At 53.9% G+C, this 21,892-nt stretch carries 22 protein-coding genes; 15 read left to right on the top strand and 7 right to left on the bottom strand.

From position 1 onward, the window contains the following. Nucleotides 1-9 precede the first annotated feature (9 nt). The 10 genes from ATB02_RS09625 (at nt 10) to eutR (ending at nt 10,840) form a co-directional block, all read left to right on the top strand. A complete protein-coding gene (locus ATB02_RS09625; RefSeq protein WP_105271476.1) occupies nt 10-1,413 on the top strand; it encodes an aldehyde dehydrogenase family protein in 1,404 nt (467 codons plus the stop codon). A gap of 10 nt (nt 1,414-1,423) precedes the next feature. Next, nucleotides 1,424-2,260, top strand: a complete 837-nt coding sequence (gene eutJ, locus ATB02_RS09630) for an ethanolamine utilization protein EutJ (protein ID WP_105271477.1) — start codon at nt 1,424-1,426, stop codon at nt 2,258-2,260. Further along, nucleotides 2,250-3,437 (top strand): ethanolamine utilization ethanol dehydrogenase EutG, encoded by a 1,188-nt coding sequence (eutG, locus tag ATB02_RS09635; RefSeq protein ID WP_047643791.1) that lies wholly within the window; start codon nt 2,250-2,252, stop codon nt 3,435-3,437. Before eutJ ends, eutG begins: the two co-directional genes overlap by 11 nt. A gap of 215 nt (nt 3,438-3,652) precedes the next feature. Continuing rightward, entirely contained in the window at nt 3,653-4,879 is a 1,227-nt protein-coding gene (gene eutH, locus ATB02_RS09640; RefSeq protein ID WP_000512386.1) for an ethanolamine utilization protein EutH, read from the top strand. Beyond that, nucleotides 4,876-6,279 (top strand): ethanolamine ammonia-lyase reactivating factor EutA, encoded by a 1,404-nt coding sequence (gene eutA, locus ATB02_RS09645; RefSeq protein WP_105271478.1) that lies wholly within the window; start codon nt 4,876-4,878, stop codon nt 6,277-6,279. Before eutH ends, eutA begins: the two co-directional genes overlap by 4 nt. 11 nt (nt 6,280-6,290) lie before the next feature. Next, the gene (gene eutB, locus ATB02_RS09650; RefSeq protein WP_105271479.1) at nt 6,291-7,652 is read left to right on the top strand and encodes an ethanolamine ammonia-lyase subunit alpha; all 1,362 of its coding nucleotides are present in this window, start codon (nt 6,291-6,293) and stop codon (nt 7,650-7,652) included. 20 nt (nt 7,653-7,672) lie between these two features. Next, nucleotides 7,673-8,560: an ethanolamine ammonia-lyase subunit beta gene (eutC, locus tag ATB02_RS09655; protein WP_000372324.1), complete on the top strand. Its 888-nt coding sequence runs from the start codon at nt 7,673-7,675 to the stop codon at nt 8,558-8,560. Between the two features lie 9 nt (nt 8,561-8,569). Beyond that, nucleotides 8,570-9,229 (top strand): ethanolamine utilization microcompartment protein EutL, encoded by a 660-nt coding sequence (gene eutL / locus ATB02_RS09660; protein ID WP_001111034.1) that lies wholly within the window; start codon nt 8,570-8,572, stop codon nt 9,227-9,229. Between the two features lie 12 nt (nt 9,230-9,241). Then, nucleotides 9,242-9,742: an ethanolamine utilization microcompartment protein EutK gene (eutK, locus tag ATB02_RS09665; protein ID WP_001295463.1), complete on the top strand. Its 501-nt coding sequence runs from the start codon at nt 9,242-9,244 to the stop codon at nt 9,740-9,742. Nucleotides 9,743-9,787: 45 nt separating this feature from the next. After that, nucleotides 9,788-10,840: an HTH-type transcriptional regulator EutR gene (eutR, locus tag ATB02_RS09670; protein ID WP_105271480.1), complete on the top strand. Its 1,053-nt coding sequence runs from the start codon at nt 9,788-9,790 to the stop codon at nt 10,838-10,840. 76 nt (nt 10,841-10,916) lie between these two features. Here eutR and ATB02_RS09675 read toward each other — a convergent pair whose 3' ends face one another. The 4 genes from ATB02_RS09675 to amiA form a co-directional block, all read right to left on the bottom strand. After that, on the bottom strand, nt 10,917-11,234 hold the full coding sequence (locus ATB02_RS09675; RefSeq protein WP_032184838.1) for a hypothetical protein: 318 nt from the start codon (nt 11,232-11,234) through the stop codon (nt 10,917-10,919). Nucleotides 11,235-11,274: 40 nt separating this feature from the next. Then, complete coding sequence (locus tag ATB02_RS09680) at nt 11,275-12,537, bottom strand: DUF1963 domain-containing protein (protein ID WP_105271481.1); 1,263 nt, start codon at nt 12,535-12,537, stop codon at nt 11,275-11,277. A 137-nt stretch (nt 12,538-12,674) separates the two neighbouring features. After that, entirely contained in the window at nt 12,675-13,574 is a 900-nt protein-coding gene (gene hemF / locus ATB02_RS09685; RefSeq protein WP_105271482.1) for an oxygen-dependent coproporphyrinogen oxidase, read from the bottom strand. 3 nt (nt 13,575-13,577) lie between these two features. After that, the gene (gene amiA, locus ATB02_RS09690) at nt 13,578-14,447 is read right to left on the bottom strand and encodes an N-acetylmuramoyl-L-alanine amidase AmiA (protein ID WP_097483046.1); all 870 of its coding nucleotides are present in this window, start codon (nt 14,445-14,447) and stop codon (nt 13,578-13,580) included. 213 nt (nt 14,448-14,660) lie between these two features. On the opposite strand from amiA, the gene ATB02_RS09695 reads away from it, so the two are divergent. The 4 genes from ATB02_RS09695 to yfeX all read left to right on the top strand — a co-directional run bounded on the left by ATB02_RS09695 (nt 14,661) and on the right by yfeX (nt 17,153). Then, nucleotides 14,661-15,086 carry a GNAT family acetyltransferase gene (locus ATB02_RS09695; protein WP_000406000.1) on the top strand — a complete coding sequence of 142 codons (426 nt, stop codon included), beginning with the start codon at nt 14,661-14,663 and terminating at the stop codon, nt 15,084-15,086. Continuing rightward, on the top strand, nt 15,073-15,522 hold the full coding sequence (locus ATB02_RS09700) for a DUF2919 domain-containing protein (protein ID WP_001296281.1): 450 nt from the start codon (nt 15,073-15,075) through the stop codon (nt 15,520-15,522). The genes ATB02_RS09695 and ATB02_RS09700 overlap by 14 nt, the downstream gene beginning before the upstream one ends. 60 nt (nt 15,523-15,582) lie before the next feature. Next, nucleotides 15,583-16,158: an RpoE-regulated lipoprotein gene (locus tag ATB02_RS09705; RefSeq protein WP_000838945.1), complete on the top strand. Its 576-nt coding sequence runs from the start codon at nt 15,583-15,585 to the stop codon at nt 16,156-16,158. 95 nt (nt 16,159-16,253) lie between these two features. Further along, on the top strand, nt 16,254-17,153 hold the full coding sequence (yfeX, locus tag ATB02_RS09710) for a porphyrinogen peroxidase (protein ID WP_001295462.1): 900 nt from the start codon (nt 16,254-16,256) through the stop codon (nt 17,151-17,153). Between the two features lie 57 nt (nt 17,154-17,210). On the opposite strand, the gene pbp4b is transcribed toward yfeX, so the two are convergent. The 3 genes from pbp4b to murQ are packed head-to-tail and all read right to left on the bottom strand — an operon-like array spanning nt 17,211 to nt 20,842. Next, on the bottom strand, nt 17,211-18,515 hold the full coding sequence (gene pbp4b / locus ATB02_RS09715) for a penicillin binding protein PBP4B (protein ID WP_105271483.1): 1,305 nt from the start codon (nt 18,513-18,515) through the stop codon (nt 17,211-17,213). A gap of 2 nt (nt 18,516-18,517) precedes the next feature. After that, nucleotides 18,518-19,942, bottom strand: a complete 1,425-nt coding sequence (gene murP / locus ATB02_RS09720; protein ID WP_001040487.1) for a PTS N-acetylmuramic acid transporter subunit IIBC — start codon at nt 19,940-19,942, stop codon at nt 18,518-18,520. A gap of 3 nt (nt 19,943-19,945) precedes the next feature. After that, a complete protein-coding gene (gene murQ / locus ATB02_RS09725; protein ID WP_032184831.1) occupies nt 19,946-20,842 on the bottom strand; it encodes an N-acetylmuramic acid 6-phosphate etherase in 897 nt (298 codons plus the stop codon). Nucleotides 20,843-21,005: 163 nt separating this feature from the next. On the opposite strand from murQ, the gene murR reads away from it, so the two are divergent. Beyond that, a complete protein-coding gene (gene murR, locus ATB02_RS09730; protein ID WP_105271484.1) occupies nt 21,006-21,863 on the top strand; it encodes an HTH-type transcriptional regulator MurR in 858 nt (285 codons plus the stop codon). The last annotated feature ends 29 nt before the right edge of the window (nt 21,864-21,892 follow it).

Consider the following 21,892-nt stretch of genomic DNA (forward strand, 5'->3'; position numbering starts at 1 on the left):
CAGAACATCATGAATCAACAGGATATTGAACAGGTGGTGAAAGCGGTACTGCTGAAAATGCAAAGCAGTGACACGTCGCCCGCCGCCGTTCATGAGATGGGCGTTTTTGCTTCCCTGGATGACGCCGTTGCGGCGGCCAAAATTGCCCAGCAAGGGTTAAAAAGCGTGGCAATGCGCCAGTTAGCCATTGCTGCTATTCGTGAAGCAGGCGAAAAACACGCCAGAGATTTAGCGGAACTTGCCGTCAGTGAAACGGGTATGGGCCGCGTAGAAGATAAATTTGCCAAAAACGTCGCTCAGGCACGCGGTACGCCAGGCGTTGAGTGCCTCTCTCCACAGGTGCTGACCGGTGACAACGGCCTGACTTTAATTGAAAACGCGCCCTGGGGCGTGGTGGCTTCGGTGACGCCTTCCACTAACCCGGCGGCAACCGTAATTAACAACGCCATCAGCCTGATTGCCGCGGGCAACAGCGTCATTTTTGCCCCGCATCCGGCGGCGAAAAAAGTCTCCCAGCGGGCGATTACGCTGCTCAACCAGGCGATTGTTGCCGCAGGCGGGCCGGAAAACTTACTGGTTACCGTGGCAAACCCGGATATCGAAACCGCGCAACGCTTGTTCAAGTTTCCGGGCATCTGCCTGCTGGTGGTGACCGGCGGCGAAGCGGTAGTAGAAGCGGCGCGTAAACACACCAATAAACGTCTGATTGCCGCAGGTGCCGGTAATCCGCCTGTGGTGGTGGATGAAACCGCCGACCTCGCCCGTGCCGCTCAGTCCATCGTCAAAGGCGCTTCTTTCGATAACAACATCATTTGTGCCGATGAAAAGGTACTGATTGTTGTTGATAGCGTAGCCGATGAACTGATGAGTCTGATGGAAGGCCAGCACGCGGTGAAACTGACCGCAGAACAGGCGCAGCGACTGCAACCGGTGTTGCTGAAAAATATCGACGAGCGCGGAAAAGGCACCGTCAGCCGTGACTGGGTGGGGCGCGATGCGGCGAAAATCGCGGCGGCAATCGGCCTGAACGTGCCGCAAGAAACGCGCTTGCTGTTTGTAGAAACCACCGAAGAACATCCGTTTGCCGTAACCGAATTGATGATGCCGGTGCTGCCGGTCGTGCGCGTCGCCAACGTGGAGGATGCCATTGCGCTGGCGGTGAAACTGGAAGGCGGTTGCCACCACACGGCGGCAATGCACTCGCGCAATATCGAGAACATGAACCAAATGGCGAACGCCATTGATACCAGTATTTTCGTTAAGAACGGACCGTGCATTGCCGGGCTGGGGCTGGGCGGGGAAGGCTGGACCACGATGACCATCACTACGCCAACCGGTGAAGGGGTAACCAGCGCGCGTACGTTTGTCCGTCTGCGTCGCTGTGTATTAGTCGATGCGTTTCGCATTGTTTAAGGAGTAACCGATGGCGCACGACGAACAATGGCTTACCCCGCGGCTGCAAACGGCGGCAACGCTGTGTAACCAGACGCCCGCCGCGTCGGAATCTCCGCTGTGGCTGGGGGTGGATCTGGGCACCTGCGATGTGGTGTCGATGGTTGTCGACGGCGACGGTCAGCCGGTGGCGGTATGCCTCGACTGGGCCGATGTGGTCCGCGACGGCATCGTCTGGGATTTCTTCGGTGCTGTCACCATTGTTCGTCGCCATCTCGATATCCTTGAGCAGCAATTTGGTCGCCGTTTTAGCCATGCGGCGACCTCATTTCCTCCTGGTACGGACCCGCGTATTTCCATCAACGTGCTGGAGTCTGCCGGGCTGGAAGTGAGCCATGTGCTGGATGAGCCAACCGCAGTCGCGGATCTACTGCAACTGGATAACGCAGGCGTAGTGGATATCGGCGGTGGCACTACCGGCATTGCCATCGTGAAAAAGGGCAAAGTGACGTACTCGGCGGATGAAGCCACTGGCGGACATCACATTTCTCTGACTCTCGCCGGAAATCGCCGTATTTCGCTGGAAGAGGCAGAGCAGTACAAGCGCGGTCACGGTGACGAGATTTGGCCTGCGGTGAAGCCGGTGTACGAAAAAATGGCGGACATTGTTGCCCGGCATATTGAAGGGCAGGGCATTACTGATTTATGGCTGGCGGGCGGCTCCTGTATGCAACCGGGCGTGGCGGAACTGTTTTGCAAACAATTCCCGGCGTTACAGGTGCATCTACCGCAGCACAGTTTGTTTATGACCCCGCTGGCGATCGCCAGTAGCGGGCGAGAGAAAGCGGAGGGGATCTATGCAAAATGAATTGCAGACCGCGCTCTTTCAGGCGTTCGATACCCTGAATCTGCAACGGGTAAAAACATTTAGCGTTCCACCGGTGACGCTTTGCGGTCCGGGCGCGGTGAGCAGTTGCGGACAGCAAGCGCAAACGCGTGGGCTGAAACATCTGTTCGTGATGGCAGACAGCTTTTTGCATCAGGCAGGGATGACCGCCGGGCTGACGCGTAGCCTGGCCGTTAAAGGCATCGCCATGACGCTCTGGCCATGTCCGGTGGGCGAACCGTGCATCACCGACGTGTGTGCCGCCGTGGCGCAGTTGCGTGAATCAGGCTGTGACGGGGTGATCGCGTTTGGCGGTGGCTCGGTGCTGGATGCGGCAAAAGCCGTTGCGTTGCTGGTGACGAACCCCGACAGCACGCTGGCAGAAATGTCTGAAACCAGCGTTCTGCAACCGCGTCTGCCGCTGATTGCCATTCCAACTACCGCCGGAACCGGCTCTGAAACCACCAACGTAACGGTGATTATCGACGCGGTGAGCGGGCGCAAGCAGGTGTTAGCCCATGCCTCGCTGATGCCGGATGTGGCGATTCTCGACGCCGCGCTGACCGAAGGTGTGCCGTCGCATGTCACGGCAATGACCGGTATCGACGCGTTAACTCATGCCATTGAAGCGTACAGCGCGCTGAACGCTACACCGTTTACAGACAGCCTGGCGATTGGCGCAATTGCGATGATTGGTAAATCACTGCCGAAAGCAGTGGGTTACGGTCATGACCTTGCCGCGCGCGAGAGTATGTTGCTCGCATCATGCATGGCGGGAATGGCATTTTCCAGTGCCGGACTTGGGTTATGTCACGCGATGGCGCATCAGCCGGGGGCGGCGCTGCATATTCCGCACGGACTGGCGAACGCCATGCTGCTGCCCACGGTGATGGAGTTTAACCGGATGGTCTGTCGCGAACGGTTTAGTCAGATTGGTCGGGCGCTGCGAACTAAAAAATCAGACGATCGTGACGCTATTAACGCGGTAAGTGAGCTGATTGCGGAAGTCGGGATTGGTAAACGACTGGGCGATGTTGGTGCGGCATCTGCGCATTACGGCGCATGGGCGCAGGCCGCGCTGGAAGATATTTGTCTGCGCAGCAACCCGCGTACCGCCAGCCTGGAGCAGATTGTCGGCTTGTACGCAGCGGCGCAATAAATGCCGGATGCGACGCTTGTCGCGTCTTATCCGACCTGGGGGATTGCACATGTAGGGCGGATAAGGCGTTCACGCCGCATCCGCCAATGGCGCGGTGCAAGTGCCGGATGCGACGCTTGTCGCGTCTTATCCGACCTGGGGATTACACATGTAGGGCGGATAAGGTGTTCACGCCGCATCCGCTAATAAATAACAATTAACAGGGAGTAAAGGCGATGGGAATTAACGAAATCATCATGTACATCATGATGTTCTTTATGCTGATAGCTGCCGTAGACAGGATCTTGTCGCAGTTCGGCGGTTCGGCTCGTTTCCTCGGTAAGTTTGGTAAAAGTATCGAAGGATCGGGCGGCCAGTTCGAAGAAGGCTTTATGGCAATGGGCGCACTGGGCCTGGCGATGGTCGGTATGACCGCACTGGCACCAGTACTGGCCCACGTACTTGGGCCGGTGATTATCCCGGTTTACGAAATGCTCGGCGCAAACCCGTCAATGTTCGCCGGAACGCTGCTGGCGTGCGATATGGGCGGCTTCTTCCTCGCCAAAGAGCTGGCGGGCGGCGACGTAGCAGCGTGGCTATACTCTGGGTTAATTCTCGGGTCGATGATGGGGCCAACGATTGTGTTTTCCATTCCGGTGGCGCTCGGCATTATCGAACCTTCTGACCGTCGTTATCTGGCGCTCGGCGTGCTGGCGGGCATTGTGACCATTCCGATTGGCTGTATTGCTGGTGGTCTGGTGGCTATGTACTCCGGTGTGCAGATCAACGGTCAGCCGGTGGAATTCACCTTTGCCCTGATCCTGATGAACATGATCCCGGTACTTATCGTCGCGGTACTGGTGGCGTTGGGGCTGAAATTCATCCCGGAAAAAATGATCAACGGCTTCCAGATCTTCGCCAAGTTCCTCGTTGCATTGATCACCCTCGGTCTTGCCGCTGCGGTAGTGAAATTCCTGCTCGGTTGGGAACTGATCCCCGGTCTGGATCCGATCTTCATGGCCCCTGGCGATAAACCCGGTGAAGTGATGCGCGCCATTGAAGTTATCGGTTCTATCTCCTGCGTGCTGTTAGGGGCGTATCCGATGGTGCTGCTGCTGACCCGCTGGTTTGAAAAACCGCTGATGAGCGTCGGTAAAGTGCTGAATATGAACAACATCGCGGCAGCCGGCATGGTGGCAACGCTTGCCAACAACATCCCGATGTTTGGCATGATGAAGCAGATGGATACCCGCGGCAAAGTGATCAACTGTGCCTTCGCCGTTTCCGCTGCTTTCGCCCTGGGTGACCACTTAGGCTTCGCCGCTGCCAACATGAACGCCATGATCTTCCCGATGATTGTCGGCAAGTTGATCGGCGGCGTAACGGCGATTGGCGTGGCGATGATGCTGGTGCCAAAAGAAGACGCGACCGCGGCTAAAACCGAAGCGGAGGCACAATCGTGAACACTCGCCAGCTACTGAGCGTCGGTATCGATATCGGCACTACCACCACCCAGGTGATCTTCTCCCACCTGGAGCTGGTTAACCGTGCGGCGGTGTCGCAGGTGCCGCGCTACGAATTCATCAAACGCGAAATTAGCTGGCAAAGCCCGGTGTTCTTTACCCCTGTCGATAAACAGGGCGGTTTAAAAGAAGCGGAACTGAAAACCTTAATCCTCGAGCAATATCAGGCAGCGGGCATTGCGCCGGAAAGCGTTGATTCTGGTGCCATCATCATCACCGGTGAAAGCGCGAAAACCCGCAATGCTCGCCCTGCGGTGATGACGCTCTCTCAGTCGCTGGGCGATTTTGTCGTTGCCAGCGCTGGGCCGCATCTCGAATCCGTGATCGCCGGTCACGGTGCCGGGGCGCAAACCCTTTCTGAACAACGGCTGTGTCGGGTACTGAATATCGATATTGGCGGTGGCACCGCGAACTACGCCCTGTTCGATGCCGGAAAAATCAGCGGCACCGCTTGCCTCAACGTCGGCGGTCGCCTGCTGGAAACCGACAGCCAGGGGCGCGTGGTTTACGCTCATATACCGGGGCAGATGATTGTGGATGAGTGCTTCGGTGCAGGCACTGACGCCCGTTCACTGACCGGCGCGCAGCTGGTGCAGGTTACCCGGCGGATGGCGGAACTGATTGTCGAAGTGATTGACGGAACGCTCTCGCCGCTCGCGCAGGCATTGATGCAAACCGGTTTGCTGCCCGCAGGTGTTACGCCAGAAATCATTACGCTTTCTGGCGGCGTGGGCGAATGTTATCGCCACCAGCCCGCTGACCCGTTCTGTTTTGCCGATACTGGCCCGCTTCTGGCAACGGCGCTGCATGAGCATCCTCGTCTGCGTGAGATGAACGTGCAGTTTCCAGCGCAAACCGTGCGCGCCACGGTGATTGGCGCGGGTGCACATACCCTTTCGCTCTCTGGCAGCACAATCTGGCTGGAGGGGGTACAACTGCCGCTGCGCAATTTGCCGGTGGCGATCCCAATTGATGAAACGGATCTGGTGAGTGCCTGGCAACAGGCGCTGATTCAGCTGGATCTTTGCCCCAAAACTGACGCGTACGTGCTGGCGCTTCCCGCCTCGCTGCCTGTGCGTTACGCCGCGGTACTGACGGTCATCAACGCGCTGGTCGATTTCGTCACGCGTTTTCCGAATCCGCATCCCCTGCTGGTGGTGGCCGGGCAGGACTTTGGTAAAGCTCTGGGCATGTTGTTGCGCCCACAGCTACAACAACTCCCGTTGGCAGTCATTGACGAAGTGATTGTCCGCGCGGGGGACTATATCGACATTGGTACGCCTCTTTTTGGCGGATCGGTTGTGCCGGTGACGGTGAAATCACTCGCATTTCCTTCCTGAGGGAACGACTTATGAAACTAAAGACCACATTGTTCGGCAATGTATATCAGTTTAAGGATGTAAAAGAGGTGCTGGCTAAAGCCAACGAACTGCGTTCGGGGGATGTGCTGGCGGGCGTTGCAGCGGCAAGCTCACAGGAGCGCGTGGCGGCAAAGCAGGTGTTGTCGGAAATGACCGTAGCGGACATCCGCAATAATCCGGTGATTGCCTATGAAGATGACTGCGTGACACGGCTGATTCAGGACGACGTTAACGAAACGGCCTACAACCAGATTAAAAACTGGAGCATCAGCGAACTGCGTGAGTATGTGCTGAGCGATGAAACCAGCGTGGACGACATTGCCTTTACCCGCAAAGGGCTGACCTCGGAAGTGGTCGCGGCGGTAGCGAAGATTTGCTCTAACGCGGACCTGATCTACGGCGCGAAGAAAATGCCGGTGATCAAAAAGGCCAATACCACCATCGGTATTCCGGGCACCTTCAGCGCCCGTTTGCAGCCAAACGATACCCGCGACGACGTGCAAAGTATCGCCGCGCAAATCTACGAAGGGCTTTCCTTCGGGGTGGGCGATGCGGTGATCGGCGTCAACCCGGTAACGGACGACGTGGAAAACTTAAGCCGTGTGCTGGATACCATCTATGGCGTGATCGACAAATTCAATATTCCGACCCAGGGCTGCGTGCTGGCGCACGTTACTACCCAGATTGAAGCGATCCGTCGCGGCGCGCCGGGCGGGCTGATTTTCCAGAGCATCTGCGGCAGCGAAAAAGGGCTGAAAGAATTTGGCGTGGAGCTGGCGATGCTCGATGAAGCACGCGCAGTGGGCGCAGAGTTTAACCGTATCGCCGGGGAAAACTGCCTCTACTTCGAAACCGGGCAGGGTTCTGCGCTATCGGCGGGCGCTAACTTCGGTGCAGATCAGGTAACGATGGAAGCGCGTAACTACGGGCTGGCACGTCATTACGATCCGTTTATCGTCAACACCGTAGTGGGCTTTATTGGGCCAGAGTATCTCTACAACGACCGGCAGATTATCCGTGCGGGCTTAGAAGATCACTTTATGGGCAAACTGAGCGGCATTTCTATGGGCTGTGACTGCTGCTACACCAACCACGCTGACGCTGACCAGAACCTCAACGAAAACCTGATGATCCTGCTCGCCACCGCAGGCTGCAACTACATCATGGGGATGCCGCTGGGCGATGACATCATGCTCAACTATCAGACCACCGCATTCCACGACACTGCCACTGTGCGTCAGTTACTCAACTTGCGCCCGTCACCGGAGTTTGAACGCTGGCTGGAAAGCATGGGCATTATGGCAAACGCTCGCCTGACCAAACGGGCGGGCGATCCGTCACTGTTCTTCTGATGACGCGGAGATAACACATCATGGATCAAAAACAGATTGAAGAAATTGTACGCAGCGTGATGGCGTCAATGGGACAAGCGGCCCCCGCGCCGTCAGAAGCAAAATGCGCCACTACCACCTGTGCAGCACCGGTGACCTCGGAAAGCTGCGCGCTGGATTTAGGTTCCGCAGAAGCAAAAGCGTGGATTGGCGTTGAAAACCCGCATCGCGCAGACGTATTAACAGAACTGCGCCGCAGCACCGTGGCTCGCGTCTGTACCGGTCGTGCCGGTCCGCGTCCGCGTACCCAGGCGCTGTTGCGTTTCCTGGCCGATCACTCTCGTTCGAAAGACACCGTACTGAAAGAAGTGCCGGAAGAGTGGGTGAAAGCGCAGGGCTTGCTGGAGGTCCGCTCTGAAATTAGCGACAAAAATCTCTATCTGACTCGCCCGGATATGGGCCGCCGCTTGTGTGCAGAGGCTGTTGAAGCGCTGAAAGCGCAGTGTGTTGCCAATCCGGACGTACAGGTGGTTATTTCCGATGGTCTGTCTACTGATGCGATCACCGTGAACTATGAAGAGATTCTGCCACCGCTGATGGCGGGCCTGAAACAGGCCGGGTTGAAAGTCGGCACACCGTTCTTTGTGCGTTACGGTCGCGTGAAGATTGAAGATCAGATTGGCGAACTTCTTGGCGCGAAAGTGGTGATCCTGCTGGTGGGTGAACGTCCGGGGTTGGGGCAGTCAGAAAGTCTCTCCTGCTACGCCGTTTACTCGCCGCGTATGGCAACCACCGTTGAGGCCGACCGTACCTGTATCTCTAACATTCACCAGGGCGGCACGCCGCCGGTTGAAGCCGCAGCCGTCATTGTGGATTTGGCGAAACGTATGCTGGAGCAGAAAGCATCCGGCATCAACATGACCCGATAAGGAGGCATCATGCCAGCTTTAGATTTGATTCGACCGTCGGTAACCGCCATGCGGGTGATAGCCTCTGTTAACGCCGAATTTGCGCGTGAACTGAAATTGCCGCCGCATATTCGTAGCCTCGGGCTGATTTCTGCTGATTCCGATGACGTCACCTACATTGCGGCTGACGAAGCGACCAAGCAGGCGATGGTTGAAGTCGTGTATGGTCGCTCGCTGTATGCGGGAGCTGCACACGGGCCGTCACCGACTGCCGGTGAAGTGCTGATTATGCTCGGGGGGCCAAACCCGGCGGAAGTGCGTGCCGGTCTGGATGCGATGGTTGCGCATATTGAAAATGGCGCTGCTTTCCAGTGGGCTAATGATGCAGAAAACACAGCCTTCCTGGCGCATGTCGTTTCGCGTACCGGCTCTTATCTCTCATCAACCGCCGGGATCACGCTTGGCGATCCGCTGGCGTATCTGGTGGCACCGCCGCTGGAAGCGACCTACGGCATTGATGCAGCGTTGAAATCTGCCGACGTGCAGCTGGTGACCTATGTCCCGCCACCGTCTGAAACCAACTACTCGGCAGCATTTTTAACCGGTAGCCAGGCCGCGTGTAAAGCAGCCTGTAACGCCTTTACCGATGCAGTGCTGGAAATCGCGCGTAATCCAATCCAGCGTGCGTAACGGAGGTTGCCGATGATCAATGCACTGGGATTGCTGGAAGTGGACGGCATGGTCGCCGCGATAGATGCAGCTGATGCCATGCTCAAAGCAGCTAACGTTCGTCTGCTCAGTCACGAAGTGCTTGACCCTGGTCGCCTAACGCTGGTGGTGGAAGGCGATCTGGCGGCGTGTCGTGCGGCGCTGGACGCAGGTTGTGCTGCCGCGATGCGTACCGGGCGTGTCATCAGCCGTAAGGAGATCGGTCGGCCAGACGATGACACCCAGTGGCTGGTTACTGGCTTTAACCGCCAGCCGAAGCAACCCGTAAAGGAACCCGACGCGCCAGTTATCGTCGCGGAATCTGCTGACGAGTTGTTGGCGCTGTTAACATCAGTACGTCAGGGAATGACGGCAGGAGAAGTGGCTGCCCACTTTGGCTGGCCGCTGGAAAAAGCCAGAAATGCGCTCGAACAGCTCTTTTCTGCCGGGACGTTACGTAAACGCAGTAGTCGTTATCGTCTCAAGCCCCATTAACCTGTCGGAGGTGCCGGGTGTCCTACAACACCCGGCATTAACATCATGAAAAAGACCTGTACAGCCAATTTGCACCATCTTTATCATGAACCCTTACCCGAAAACCTGAAGCTCACGCCGAAGGTCGAAGTGGATAATGTTCATCAACGACAGACAACGGATGTCTATGAACATGCTTTGACGATTACCGCCTGGCAGCAGATTTACGATCAGCTGCATCCGGGCAAGTTTCATGGTGAATTTACGGAAATACTGCTCGATGATATTCAGGTTTTCCGTGAATACACGGGGCTGGCGCTGCGTCAGTCGTGCCTGGTCTGGCCGAACTCGTTCTGGTTTGGCATTCCGGCGACGCGCGGTGAGCAGGGATTTATTGGTTCGCAATGTCTGGGAAGCGCAGAAATTGCGACGCGCCCTGGAGGAACCGAGTTTGAATTAAGTACGCCGGACGATTACACGATCCTTGGCGTGGTGCTTTCTGAAGATGTCATCACCCGGCAGGCTAACTTTTTGCATAACCCGGAAAGGGTGCTGCATATGTTACGTAACCAGTCGGCGCTGGAAGTGAAAGAGCAGCATAAAGCCGCGCTGTGGGGCTTTGTCCAACAGGCTCTGGCGACATTTTGCGAGAACCCGGAAAATCTCCATCAGCCTGCAGTGCGAAAAGTGCTGGGGGATAATTTGCTAATGGCGATGGGGGCGATGCTGGAAGAAGCGCAGCCAATGGTGACGGTGGAAAGCATCAGTCATCAGAGTTACCGTCGGTTGCTTTCCCGCGCCCGTGAATATGTGCTGGAAAACATGTCCGAACCGGTGACGGTGCTGGATTTGTGTAATCAACTGCACGTCAGTCGCCGCACCTTGCAAAACGCATTTCACGCTATTTTAGGCATTGGTCCGAATGCGTGGCTGAAACGCATTCGCCTGAACGCCGTACGCCGCGAGCTGATAAGCCCGTGGTCGCAAAGTACAACGGTCAAAGATGCCGCCATGCAGTGGGGATTCTGGCATCTTGGGCAGTTTGCCACGGATTATCAGCAATTGTTTGCAGAAAAGCCTTCACTGACGCTGCATCAGCGGATGCAGGAACTGGAGTGAGGGTGAGGGCCGGATGAGGATGGTGTTTGATCCGGTCCATAGTGAAGTTACAAATTACGTTGAATTGCTATGTATTTTATTGCCCAACGGGATAGGCGATAAACAAACCGACAATTGTCAAAATACACGCCAGCAGGAATACCAACATACAATTTACGCGCTTTCGCGAAATTTTAAATAAATAGCAAAATAGTGTTGTTACCACGATCACTACCGGGATAGTCATAAAATTAATAACGATGAGTGCTATCAATCCAAAACTTGCTCCTCCACCGTGGGGAATAAAAATGTGTTCTTCAAAATAAACTTCTATAGCAAATGCCAGCACACATCCCAGAAAACTCATATCCAGATGAGGGTGCCATTTACTTTCTTTATGTGATGTGTCTGACATTCTTAAATGCTCCCGTGAGCAAACTGGCGCAAAATAATTTCTAAGATTGCTGATAAGACGTCGCTGTTGTCCGGCACTCCGGGCAGATAAACGCGTAAATTATCCCTTCGCCATATTGTTCAATATCGGCATAATCCAGTTGCGCAAGAAACATCATTGTGTGGGAACATTGCGGACAGAGAGGATATTCCGCGTCCTGAATCCAGGTTGGATGCCCGCCAAGTTGCGAGAAAGAGACAGGTAAAAATGGGTCTGCGGCAAATAACGGTGACCTAAGGTTTCCCTGTCTCATGCTGTTTACAGGGAGTCGACGCCATTCCGATACATCATCCGGCAGCCAGGCAGGCGGGATATTTTTTGCAGACAAATGAGCGTTACCCTTTGAGTCCATGTAGCCGAAAATGGTGCTATAGGCGGTGCAACATTCGCAAGTCACGACGCGAAAACTGCCGTTATCGCTAAGACCCGTTGCCTTCAGGTCAACGTCGAAAAGATTTGTTAGTGGCAATGCGCAATTTGGACAGGTATCGTTGCGTTCATCAACAACACGCAAAGCTTCGCAAGACCCGGTGCTTTTCATCTCCAGATGAAAACATTGAGGAAAATAGAGATTACGCCTTTGATCTTCAGCGGTTAACTCCCAACCGGCCTCATGCGCATATTCTTCAGGCGCGATGTAAAGGGAGCTGCGCCACGGCGGTGGGCTATTGCGCCATTGGGCAAAACGTTCAACGACAATGTCATCCCCAATCCATGCCAGACATTGCAGAATACAATTTCTGTTTTCTGCATCATCCTCAACCCGTTCTAACAGCCTGTCGCGTACATCTGTGGGGGCGCGGTGGAAAGGCATATAAGAATCACTGTCCAAATCATCGTAAGAGATCCATTCTCTGAAATAGGCATTCAGATTCGCCTGGGTAAATGCCGCCAGACAAAGGCAAATCTCCTGAGCGAGCTTATATTCACCAGATGCAAAGCGTTCTGTGGCGTAATCAGCCATTTGCTGCGCTTGCTCGGCGGTCAACTGTTGATACAGGGCATCGGTGGGAACGGGGCAGGGAGTCCAGTCGATTAACGCATCGAATTTCCGCGGTTGGTGAATTAATTTAAGCATGGCAACCGGATCGCTTAACCCAGCAAACGCATTCACGATCTTTTTGTTTTTCTTGATATATTCGTCGTGCTCACGCTGCTGTTGGGCCTGCTCGCAGGGCATGCAGTATCCGTTAGTACGCGCTGCGGTTTCCGGAAGAATGGTTGATGTACAAGCGGGGCTTTTACAGGGAATACGGTGAGTCATAGAGGCGCTCCTTGCCTGAGGATATTAAGTCGAAAGAGATTATTATTAGATATTAGGGTGTCACTATGGCACACAAATTAAACAGAATTAATTTCAAGCCACAAACATAGGGTTATTTTTCTTTTATTTTCATGATATTAAATCCAATCCTTGACCTTAATAAACTCACTTAACGCCGCTTCCGGGCTGCCTGCTTCTGGCTGATAATCATATTCCCAGCGTACCAGTGGCGGCATTGACATCAGGATAGACTCGGTGCGCCCGCCAGTTTGCAGGCCAAACAGCGTTCCGCGATCCCAGACCAGGTTGAACTCGACATAGCGACCGCGACGGTAGAGCTGGAAATTGCGCTCGCGCTCGCCGTATTCCATCGCTTTGCGTCGTTCAACAATCGGTAAATAAGCGTCAGTGTAGCCGTGACCTACCGCCTGCATAAAGGCGAAACAGTGATCAAAGTCTGGCGTGTTCAGGTCATCAAAGAACAGCCCGCCAATACCGCGTTGTTCGTTACGATGTTTGAGGTAGAAGTATTCGTCGCACCACTTTTTGTAACGCGGATAAACGTCTTCGCCAAATGGCTGGCACAGGTCACGGGCGGTGCGGTGCCAGTGAATAGCATCGTCTTCAAAGCCATAGAAAGGGGTTAAGTCGAATCCACCGCCAAACCACCAGACGGGATCGGCACCCGGTTTTTCGGCAATAAAAAAGCGCACATTCGCGTGGCTGGTGGGAACGTACGGGTTATGCGGATGCACTACCAGCGAAACGCCCATCGCTTCGAAACTTCGTCCGGCAAGTTCCGGGCGATGAGCAGTGGCGGAAGCAGGCATCGCCTCACCGTGGACATGTGAAAAGTTGACGCCCGCCTGTTCGAAAACACCACCATTACGCAACACCCGGCTACGTCCGCCGCCGCCAGCTTCGCGCTGCCAGCTATCTTCGACAAACTCTGCGCCATCGACAGCGGTCAACTGCTGACAAATTGTATCCTGAAGGTTGAGCAGGAACTGTTTAACCTGGTGTGCGTCGGGTTTCATCACTTATCGCTTTTTCGAATGTGCTTTCTGGTTGTCGAACCAGTGGAAATAACTGATCACGCCTTCGGCAATGGCTGTGGCGATTTTCTGGCGAAATGCCGCCGTGCCTAACAGCCGCTCTTCTTCCGGGTTGGTGATAAAAGAAGTTTCCACCAGCACCGAAGGAACAGATGGCGATTTCAACACTACAAACGCGGCTTGTTCGGTATTGCGACTGTGCAGCTTATGCACCGGCTTAATCTTTTTCAGAATATGCGAGCCAAGCGTCAGGCTGTTTTTAATGGTATCGGTTTGCACCAGATCAAACAGCACTTGCTGCAATAGGTGATCCTTGTCAGTCGCTTTTTTACCGGCAACTTCATCAGCGCGGTTTTCGCGTTCAGACAGGTATTTCGCCATTGCGCTACTTGCGCCGCGGTTAGAGAGAGCAAATACCGAAGCACCGGCAGCTTTCGGGTTAGTAAAGCCGTCGGCGTGAATTGACATAAACAGGTCAGCGCCATGTTTATGGGCGATTTCAACGCGATCGTACAGCGGGATAAACGTATCGCCAGAACGCGTTAAACGCGCATCAATGCCATGATTACGCAATATGGAACGGACGTTTTTGGCAATCGCCAGCACCACATGTTTTTCTTTCGATCCATTGCGACCAATCGCTCCGGTATCAATTCCGCCGTGGCCTGGATCGAGAACAACGACACGTTTGCCGCCACTTTTTTTGGCTTTCGGCTTACTGTGTCCGTTACTGGTTTTTAAAGGTTCTTCTTTGGCGATGGCTTGCGACATTCCTGACAACGTCAGGGCAGCCAATCCGGCTTTCAGCACCTGGCGGCGCGAAGTGAGTGTTTTTAGTGGTTTAAAAGTGCTCATACGGCCTGAGTTGTAATAATAAAGTTCCAGATGTTATATCGTATCGCGTAATCCGTTACGACCGTTTGCTGTTGAGAATTGTTTTACTTTTCATTTCAATAGTTGACAACTCCCCATTATGCCACTTTTTCAACCGATTTTCGTCAGATATTGGCTAATTCGACCGTTCACGCCATAATCAGCCTTTTAACCCGCAAAAAGGTAACGAATACCATGGAGATACGCGTATTTCGCCAGGAAGATTTCGAAGAGGTCATCACCCTTTGGGAGCGTTGCGACTTGCTGCGTCCGTGGAACGATCCGGAAATGGACATCGAGCGTAAGATGAACCATGACGTCAGTTTGTTTCTGGTCGCTGAGGTAAACGGTGAAGTGGTCGGAACGGTGATGGGCGGTTATGACGGGCATCGCGGGTCTGCTTATTATCTTGGCGTGCATCCAGAGTTTCGTGGGCGTGGGATTGCTAATGCGTTGCTTAATCGGCTGGAGAAAAAGCTGATTGCTCGCGGCTGCCCGAAAATTCAGATCAACGTGCCGGAAGATAACGACATGGTGCTCGGAATGTATGAACGCCTGGGATATGAACACGCCGACGTGCTGAGTCTGGGTAAGCGTTTGATTGAAGATGAAGAGTACTGAGTTTCATCCTGTCCATTATGATGCGCACGGTCGCCTGCGTTTACCCTTGCTCTTCTGGCTTGTGCTATTGCTTCAGGCGCGAACCTGGGTGCTGTTTGTCATTGCCGGTGCGTCGCGCGAGCAGGGTACTGCGCTGCTAAATCTGTTTTATCCCGATCACGATAATTTCTGGCTGGGGTTGATTCCCGGTATTCCGGCGGTGCTGGCGTTTTTGCTGAGTGGTCGGCGGGCTTCATTTCCCCGTATCTGGCATGTGCTCTATTTTCTGTTGCTGTTGGCGCAGGTGGTTTTACTTTGCTGGCAACCGTGGCTGTGGCTGAACGGTGAATCCGTTAGCGGTATCGGTCTGGCGCTGGTAGTGGCGGATATTGTGGCGTTAATTTGGCTTTTGACCAATCGACGTTTACGCGCTTGTTTTAATGAAGAAAAAGAATAACGGCACTTTTTGGTGAATTTGCACTCCAAGCAACGTTATTGAATAACCAAAGGAAGTGACATGAAATCGCTGCGTTTAATGTTATGCGCTATGCCGTTGATGCTGACCGGCTGTTCAACGATGTCGTCAGTTAACTGGTCTGCCGCTAATCCGTGGAACTGGTTTGGGTCGTCCACCAAAGTGAGCGAGCAGGGCGTGGGTGAATTAACGGCGTCCACACCACTGCAAGAACAAGCTATTGCCGATGCGCTTGATGGTGATTATCGCCTGCGCAGCGGAATGAAAACCGCGAACGGCAACGTGGTGCGCTTTTTTGAAGTGATGAAAGGCGACAACGTGGCGATGGTAATTAACGGCGATCAGGGCACGATCAGCCGCATTGATGTGCTGGATAGCGATATTCCTGCTGACACCGGTGTTAAAATCGGTACACCGTTTAGCGACCTTTACAGCAAAGCATTTGGCAATTGCCAAAAAGCTGATGGTGATGATAATCGTGCCGTCGAATGTAAAGCTGAAGGCAGTCAACATATTAGCTACCAGTTCAGCGGGGAATGGAGTGGTCCTGAAGGGTTAATGCCTTCGGACGATACCTTGAAAAACTGGAAAGTCAGTAAAATTATCTGGCGGCGTTAATTTGCGTCTGAACAAACCGCCGCCGCAAAAAAACACGTAAAATAGCGCCCAACAATGCCACGGATTGCGTGGCATTCTTATTTTCAGGAGGAACAATGTCTCAGGTTCAGAGTGGCATTTTGCCAGAACATTGCCGCGCGGCGATTTGGATCGAAGCCAACGTTAAAGGGGAAGTTGACGCCCTGCGTGCGGCCAGTAAAACATTTGCCGACAAACTGGCAACTTTTGAAGCGAAATTCCCGGACGCGCATCTTGGTGCGGTAGTTGCCTTTGGTAACAACACCTGGCGTGCTCTGAGCGGCGGCGTTGGGGCCGAAGAGCTGAAAGATTTTCCGGGCTACGGTAAAGGCCTTGCGCCGACGACCCAGTTCGATGTGTTGATCCACATTCTTTCTCTGCGTCATGACGTAAACTTCTCTGTCGCTCAGGCGGCGATGGAAGCCTTTGGTGACTGCATTGAAGTGAAAGAAGAGATTCACGGCTTCCGTTGGGTTGAAGAGCGTGACCTGAGCGGCTTCGTTGACGGTACTGAAAACCCGGCGGGTGAAGAGACGCGCCGCGAAGTGGCGGTTATCAAAGACGGCGTGGATGCGGGCGGCAGCTATGTATTTGTGCAGCGTTGGGAGCACAACCTGAAGCAGCTCAACCGGATGAGCGTTCACGATCAGGAGATGATGATCGGGCGCACCAAAGAAGATAACGAAGAGATCGACGGCGACGAGCGTCCGGAAACCTCTCACCTGACCCGCGTTGATCTGAAAGAAGATGGCAAAGGACTGAAGATTGTTCGCCAGAGCCTGCCATACGGCACTGCCAGCGGCACGCACGGTCTGTATTTCTGTGCCTACTGCGCGCGTTTACATAACATTGAGCAGCAACTGCTGAGTATGTTTGGCGATACCGATGGTAAGCGTGATGCGATGTTGCGTTTCACCAAACCAGTCACTGGCGGCTATTATTTCGCGCCGTCGCTGGACAAACTGATGGCGCTGTAAGCGCTTCTGATTCAATGATTAAAGGCCAGCCAGTAACACAACTGGCTGGTCTTTTTATTACTTCTGCTTTAACGCCGCATACACCTGATCCACCACCCAACCATAAGTTGCAATCGGTAACTGACCGCTTTCGAACATATTGGGATTCTTTTGTGGATCGGCAACTGGCGAATGTGGCTTGTTGCTTAACATCACAATCGCCATATGATTGGCCGGATCGATAACGGTCACCGTCCCGGTCCAGCCCGTGTGACCGTAGGTTTGCGGGCTTGCCAACGTGCCAAACGTCGGCGTCATGGTGGCATTACCATTCACGCGCCAGCCGAGGCCAAAAGTGGCGTCTTCCTTTGAGCTGGTGGTGAACATCTTAACCGTTTCCGCACTGAACAGCGTCACATCACCATAGCCGCCGCCGTTCAGCATCGTTTGCATTAACACCGCAATATCACCGGTATTGGAAAACAAACCTGCGTGCCCGGAAACGCCGCCCATCGAATAGAATGCTTTTTCATCGTGCACCTGACCCCAGAGAGTGGAGGTGCGGATATTCGGGAAGTGAATCACGCCATCGCGGGTATTGCCGTTCAGTTCCGTGGCGGCAATTTGCTGTGGTTTAAAGCCTTTCAGCAGCGGATTAAACACCGTATGCGTCAGGCCGAGCGGGCGATAAATCGACTCTTCAACATAGCGGTCAAGCGGCTGACCAGTAACTGACTCGACGATAAATCCAAGCAGCATATAATCGACATCGCTGTAGATATGTTTGCTGCCGGGCTGATATTCCAGCGGCGTGCGCTTGATCATCTCCAGCGTCTGGCCTTTATCCTGGGAATATAACGCGCCCGCGACCGCTTTATTCGGATATTGCGGGTCCGCCGGGAAACCGCCGCTGTGATGCAGCAGATCAGAAATCCGCAGCGTGTTTTTGCCTTTGATCGCATCGTTCGGGCTGTCGGCAAACCCTGGAATATATTTCGCAATCCGATCGTCAGGATGCAGCTTGCCTTCGCTCATCAGCTTTTGCAGAGCAAAGTTTGTGGCGTACATCTTAGTGTTTGAGGCCAGGTCATACAGCGTCTCGGTGGTAGCTTTAACAGGCTGCGCCATTAGCACGCTGCCATCGTACTTTTTCGCCGCGCCCCAGGCTTTGCGATACACAATCTGATTATCTTTAATGATCAGCAGGTTAACGCCGGGATAACCGGCATCAACTTGCTGGCTAATCCAGCGATCCATCTGGTTAAGCCGTTCCACGTTGAACCCTGCTTTCTCTGGCGAACTTTCTGTCAGAACAGGGTATTTTGCGGCGCTGACGCTACAGCTGACAGCCAGCAGAGAAAAATAGAGCATTGTCCGTTTCATAATCAGTCCAGATTGACGTTACGGCAGCCAAAGAGTGTGGTGAAAATAAACCCACAAACCCATGCCACCAGAATCCCGCCAGCGTAAACCGCCATTGCCGGAAGGATGCCTTGCGCGGATGTCATCAGCGGCAGCGCCACCAGGCCAGACGGCCCAAAGGCGCTGTTTAAGCCCATCGGCAGACCCCACCAGGCTATCAGGCCGATAAACAAACCGCCCGCCGCGCCGCCTAGACAGGCGGTAACAAACGGTTTCATGCGGGGTAGGGTGACGCCGTAAATCAACGGTTCGCCAACGCCCAACAGACCGGGAATAATTGCCCCGCGGACCTGACTGCGTAATGCACTGTGCGGTTGCGCCCGCCAGTAGAGCGCCAGCGCCGCACCCACCTGGCCCGCGCCTGCCATTGAAAGGATGGGGAACAGGCTGTTGAATCCCTGGCTGTCCATTAACGCCAGGTAAACAGGAATAAAGCCCTGATGCACGCCAAACACCACGGCGATCAGGAATAGCCCTGCTAAAACTGCACAACCGAGCGGATTACTGTTCAGGTGCATAAACAGCCACGACATGCCTTCGAATAACCAGCCACCCAGCGGCATAATGATCAAATACGCTAGCGTGGCGGTGATCAGCAGAGTGATTAACGAGGTCAACAGCATGTCGAGATCGTCTGGCATAAAGCGGCGCACCATGCCTTCGATGCGGGCGCAGGCCCAGGCGGCAATCAACACGCCGATAATATTGCCACGCGGATCGATGGGCAGACCGAAGAAATCATGAAAACCGGCGTAGTAACCGGTGGTGGCAGCAGGGTTATAACCGAGCAAAAAGAGCGCGGCGATAATTGCGCCATTGACGCCCGTGCCGCCAAATGCCTGGGCAGCGTTATAGCCCACCAGAATCACCAGGAAAGTGAACAAACCTTTGCTGAACACCTTCATAAAATTCAACGCATCAGGTAGCGTTCCCTGAGCATCTGCCGGAACGTGCATCACGGTGGCAATTAACGTCGCTATCCCCAGCAACAGACCCGCAGCAATAAAACCGGGGATCAGCGGCGTGAAGATAGTGGCGAATTTGGCAAGAAACTGTTGCACGCCGGAGGTCTGTTTGGCTTTTAACTGGCGTTTATTCTGAGCGGCGATTTCTGCGGCATCCTGTACCGGGGCTTCGCCCAGCAGTTCGCTCATCGCTTTGGCGGCACGATGCGCTTTACCTGGTCCAAAAACGACCTGTACCTGATCGCTGGTCAAAATGACGCCCTTCACGCCTTCCAGCGTTTTGATATTGGGATCAACCAGTGAACTGTCATGTACACCCAGACGCAGGCGCGTCATACAGTTACCACAACTGGCGATATTCCCCGGTCCGCCGACACGGGTAAGGATGGTGTTCAGAAGTTCACTGCTGATCTCTTTGGCCATGGGTTATTCCTTGTCTAAAACCTGACGAATAAAGCCGCCGTGTTGATCCAGGCGTTTTTTAGCTTCTGCGGCATCGAGATTTTTCAGCACCATCACAATGGCCGTTTTGCAGTTGCGCTCGCAGGCAATTAACGCCGCTTCCGCTTGTTCGGCGTTACATCCGGTGGCGTTTTTAACGATATTGACCTGGCGCACATGCAATTTTTCGTTGGTGGCGACCACATCGACCATCAGGTTGCCGAACACTTTGCCGGATTTAATCATCAGCCCGGTAGAGAGCATATTGAGCACCAGTTTCTGCGCTGTGCCTGCTTTCATTCGCGAAGAACCGGTAACCACTTCGGCACCAACCACCGGAGTAATAGCAAACTCAGCGGTGGTTGAAACGGCGCTCCCCGGATTACAGGAAATGCCCACTGTGCGGCAACCGAGTTGGCGTGCGTATTCCAGCCCGGCAATCACATACGGTGTGCGACCGCTGGCAGCAATACCAACCACTACATCCTGTGTGGTTAAGCCGATATTTTTTAGATCGTTAACGCCACCTTCCCGGCTATCTTCTGCGCCTTCCACCGCGTGCTGAATGGCATATTCACCGCCAGCAATCAAACCAACCACCAGGCCCGGTTTGACGCCGTAGGTCGGCGGACATTCGCTGGCATCAAGAATACCCAGACGACCGGAAGTCCCCGCACCGATGTAAATCAGTCGACCGCCGCCGCTTACCTGGGCGTGGATAACATCGATCGCTGCGGCGATATCCGGCAGTACACGCTCAACGGCAAGTGGTACGGTTTTATCTTCATTGTTGATAATCCGGCACATTTCCAGCGTTGATACGCGGTCAATTTCAGCCGAAGCGGCGTTCGAGCCTTCGGTAATCATCTTTTCAAGTTGCATCGGTGGTGACCTTACTATTTACGATCAAATAATTGCAGATGGATGGAATCATATATCCCGAATTGACAGACTTAAAGGAATCATTGAGTCTACACTCGCAGAGTGTGAAGAGCGTCATAAGAACTTAAGCGGAATTTTTGCTGCCAGCCCAGGAGAGTGGAAGATGTTGTACCTGACGAAAATACGCAATGCAGAAAGTGAATTTACCGAGAACGAGCAAAAAATAGCTGACTTTCTGCAGGCCAAAGTGAGTGAGCTGAAATCCGTCTCTTCGCGCAAGATGGCGAAACAGCTCGGCATCAGCCAGTCGAGTATTGTGAAGTTTGCCCAGAAGCTCGGCGCGCAAGGATTTACTGAATTGCGTATGGCGTTGATTGGCGAATACAGTGCCAGCCGGGAGAAAACGAATGCCACGGCGCTGCACTTGCACAGTTCGATTACCAGTGACGATTCGCTGGAAGTGATTGCCCGCAAACTGAATCGCGAAAAAGAGCTGGCACTGGAACAAACCTGCGCGTTACTCGATTACGCGCGGCTGCAAAAAATCATTGAGGTCATCAATAAAGCGCCGTTTATCCAGATAACAGGCCTGGGCGGGTCGGCGCTGGTGGGGCGCGATCTTTCATTCAAACTGATGAAAATTGGCTATCGCGTGGCCTGTGAGGCCGACACGCACGTACAAGCTACCGTTTCCCAGGCGTTGAAAAAAGGTGATGTACAAATCGCTATCTCTTACAGCGGCAGTAAAAAAGAGATTTTGCTATGCGCCGAGGCAGCGCGAAAGCAGGGGGCAACGGTGATTGCCATTACTTCACTGACTGACTCTCCGCTGCGGCGGTTGGCACATTTCACCCTCGATACCGTTTCTGGTGAAACCGAATGGCGTAGCTCGTCGATGTCCACCCGCACGGCGCAAAATTCGGTTACCGATTTACTGTTTGTTGGGCTGGTACAACTTAATGATGTCGAGTCATTGAAAATGATTGAGCGCAGCAGTGAGCTAACACAACGCCTGAAATGATGTATAAAGCAGCGACTGGATTGAGATTT

The organism is Escherichia sp. MOD1-EC5189 (assembly GCF_002966045.1).
Taxonomy (GTDB): Bacteria; Pseudomonadota; Gammaproteobacteria; order Enterobacterales; family Enterobacteriaceae; genus Escherichia; species Escherichia coli_F.

Bases quoted from the DNA above. Each gene is read 5' to 3' on its own strand.
- ATB02_RS09625 (WP_105271476.1), top strand. From the start codon at position 10: ATGAATCAACAGGATATTGAACAGGTGGTGAAAGCGGTACTGCTGAAA.
- eutJ (WP_105271477.1), top strand. From the start codon at position 1,424: ATGGCGCACGACGAACAATGGCTTACCCCGCGGCTGCAAACGGCGGCA.
- eutG (WP_047643791.1), top strand. From the start codon at position 2,250: ATGCAAAATGAATTGCAGACCGCGCTCTTTCAGGCGTTCGATACCCTG.
- eutH (WP_000512386.1), top strand. From the start codon at position 3,653: ATGGGAATTAACGAAATCATCATGTACATCATGATGTTCTTTATGCTG.
- eutB (WP_105271479.1), top strand. From the start codon at position 6,291: ATGAAACTAAAGACCACATTGTTCGGCAATGTATATCAGTTTAAGGAT.
- eutC (WP_000372324.1), top strand. From the start codon at position 7,673: ATGGATCAAAAACAGATTGAAGAAATTGTACGCAGCGTGATGGCGTCA.
- eutL (WP_001111034.1), top strand. From the start codon at position 8,570: ATGCCAGCTTTAGATTTGATTCGACCGTCGGTAACCGCCATGCGGGTG.
- eutK (WP_001295463.1), top strand. From the start codon at position 9,242: ATGATCAATGCACTGGGATTGCTGGAAGTGGACGGCATGGTCGCCGCG.
- eutR (WP_105271480.1), top strand. From the start codon at position 9,788: ATGAAAAAGACCTGTACAGCCAATTTGCACCATCTTTATCATGAACCC.
- ATB02_RS09675 (WP_032184838.1), bottom strand. From the start codon at position 11,234: ATGTCAGACACATCACATAAAGAAAGTAAATGGCACCCTCATCTGGAT.
- ATB02_RS09680 (WP_105271481.1), bottom strand. From the start codon at position 12,537: ATGACTCACCGTATTCCCTGTAAAAGCCCCGCTTGTACATCAACCATT.
- hemF (WP_105271482.1), bottom strand. From the start codon at position 13,574: ATGAAACCCGACGCACACCAGGTTAAACAGTTCCTGCTCAACCTTCAG.
- amiA (WP_097483046.1), bottom strand. From the start codon at position 14,447: ATGAGCACTTTTAAACCACTAAAAACACTCACTTCGCGCCGCCAGGTG.
- ATB02_RS09695 (WP_000406000.1), top strand. From the start codon at position 14,661: ATGGAGATACGCGTATTTCGCCAGGAAGATTTCGAAGAGGTCATCACC.
- ATB02_RS09700 (WP_001296281.1), top strand. From the start codon at position 15,073: ATGAAGAGTACTGAGTTTCATCCTGTCCATTATGATGCGCACGGTCGC.
- ATB02_RS09705 (WP_000838945.1), top strand. From the start codon at position 15,583: ATGAAATCGCTGCGTTTAATGTTATGCGCTATGCCGTTGATGCTGACC.
- yfeX (WP_001295462.1), top strand. From the start codon at position 16,254: ATGTCTCAGGTTCAGAGTGGCATTTTGCCAGAACATTGCCGCGCGGCG.
- pbp4b (WP_105271483.1), bottom strand. From the start codon at position 18,515: ATGAAACGGACAATGCTCTATTTTTCTCTGCTGGCTGTCAGCTGTAGC.
- murP (WP_001040487.1), bottom strand. From the start codon at position 19,942: ATGGCCAAAGAGATCAGCAGTGAACTTCTGAACACCATCCTTACCCGT.
- murQ (WP_032184831.1), bottom strand. From the start codon at position 20,842: ATGCAACTTGAAAAGATGATTACCGAAGGCTCGAACGCCGCTTCGGCT.
- murR (WP_105271484.1), top strand. From the start codon at position 21,006: ATGTTGTACCTGACGAAAATACGCAATGCAGAAAGTGAATTTACCGAG.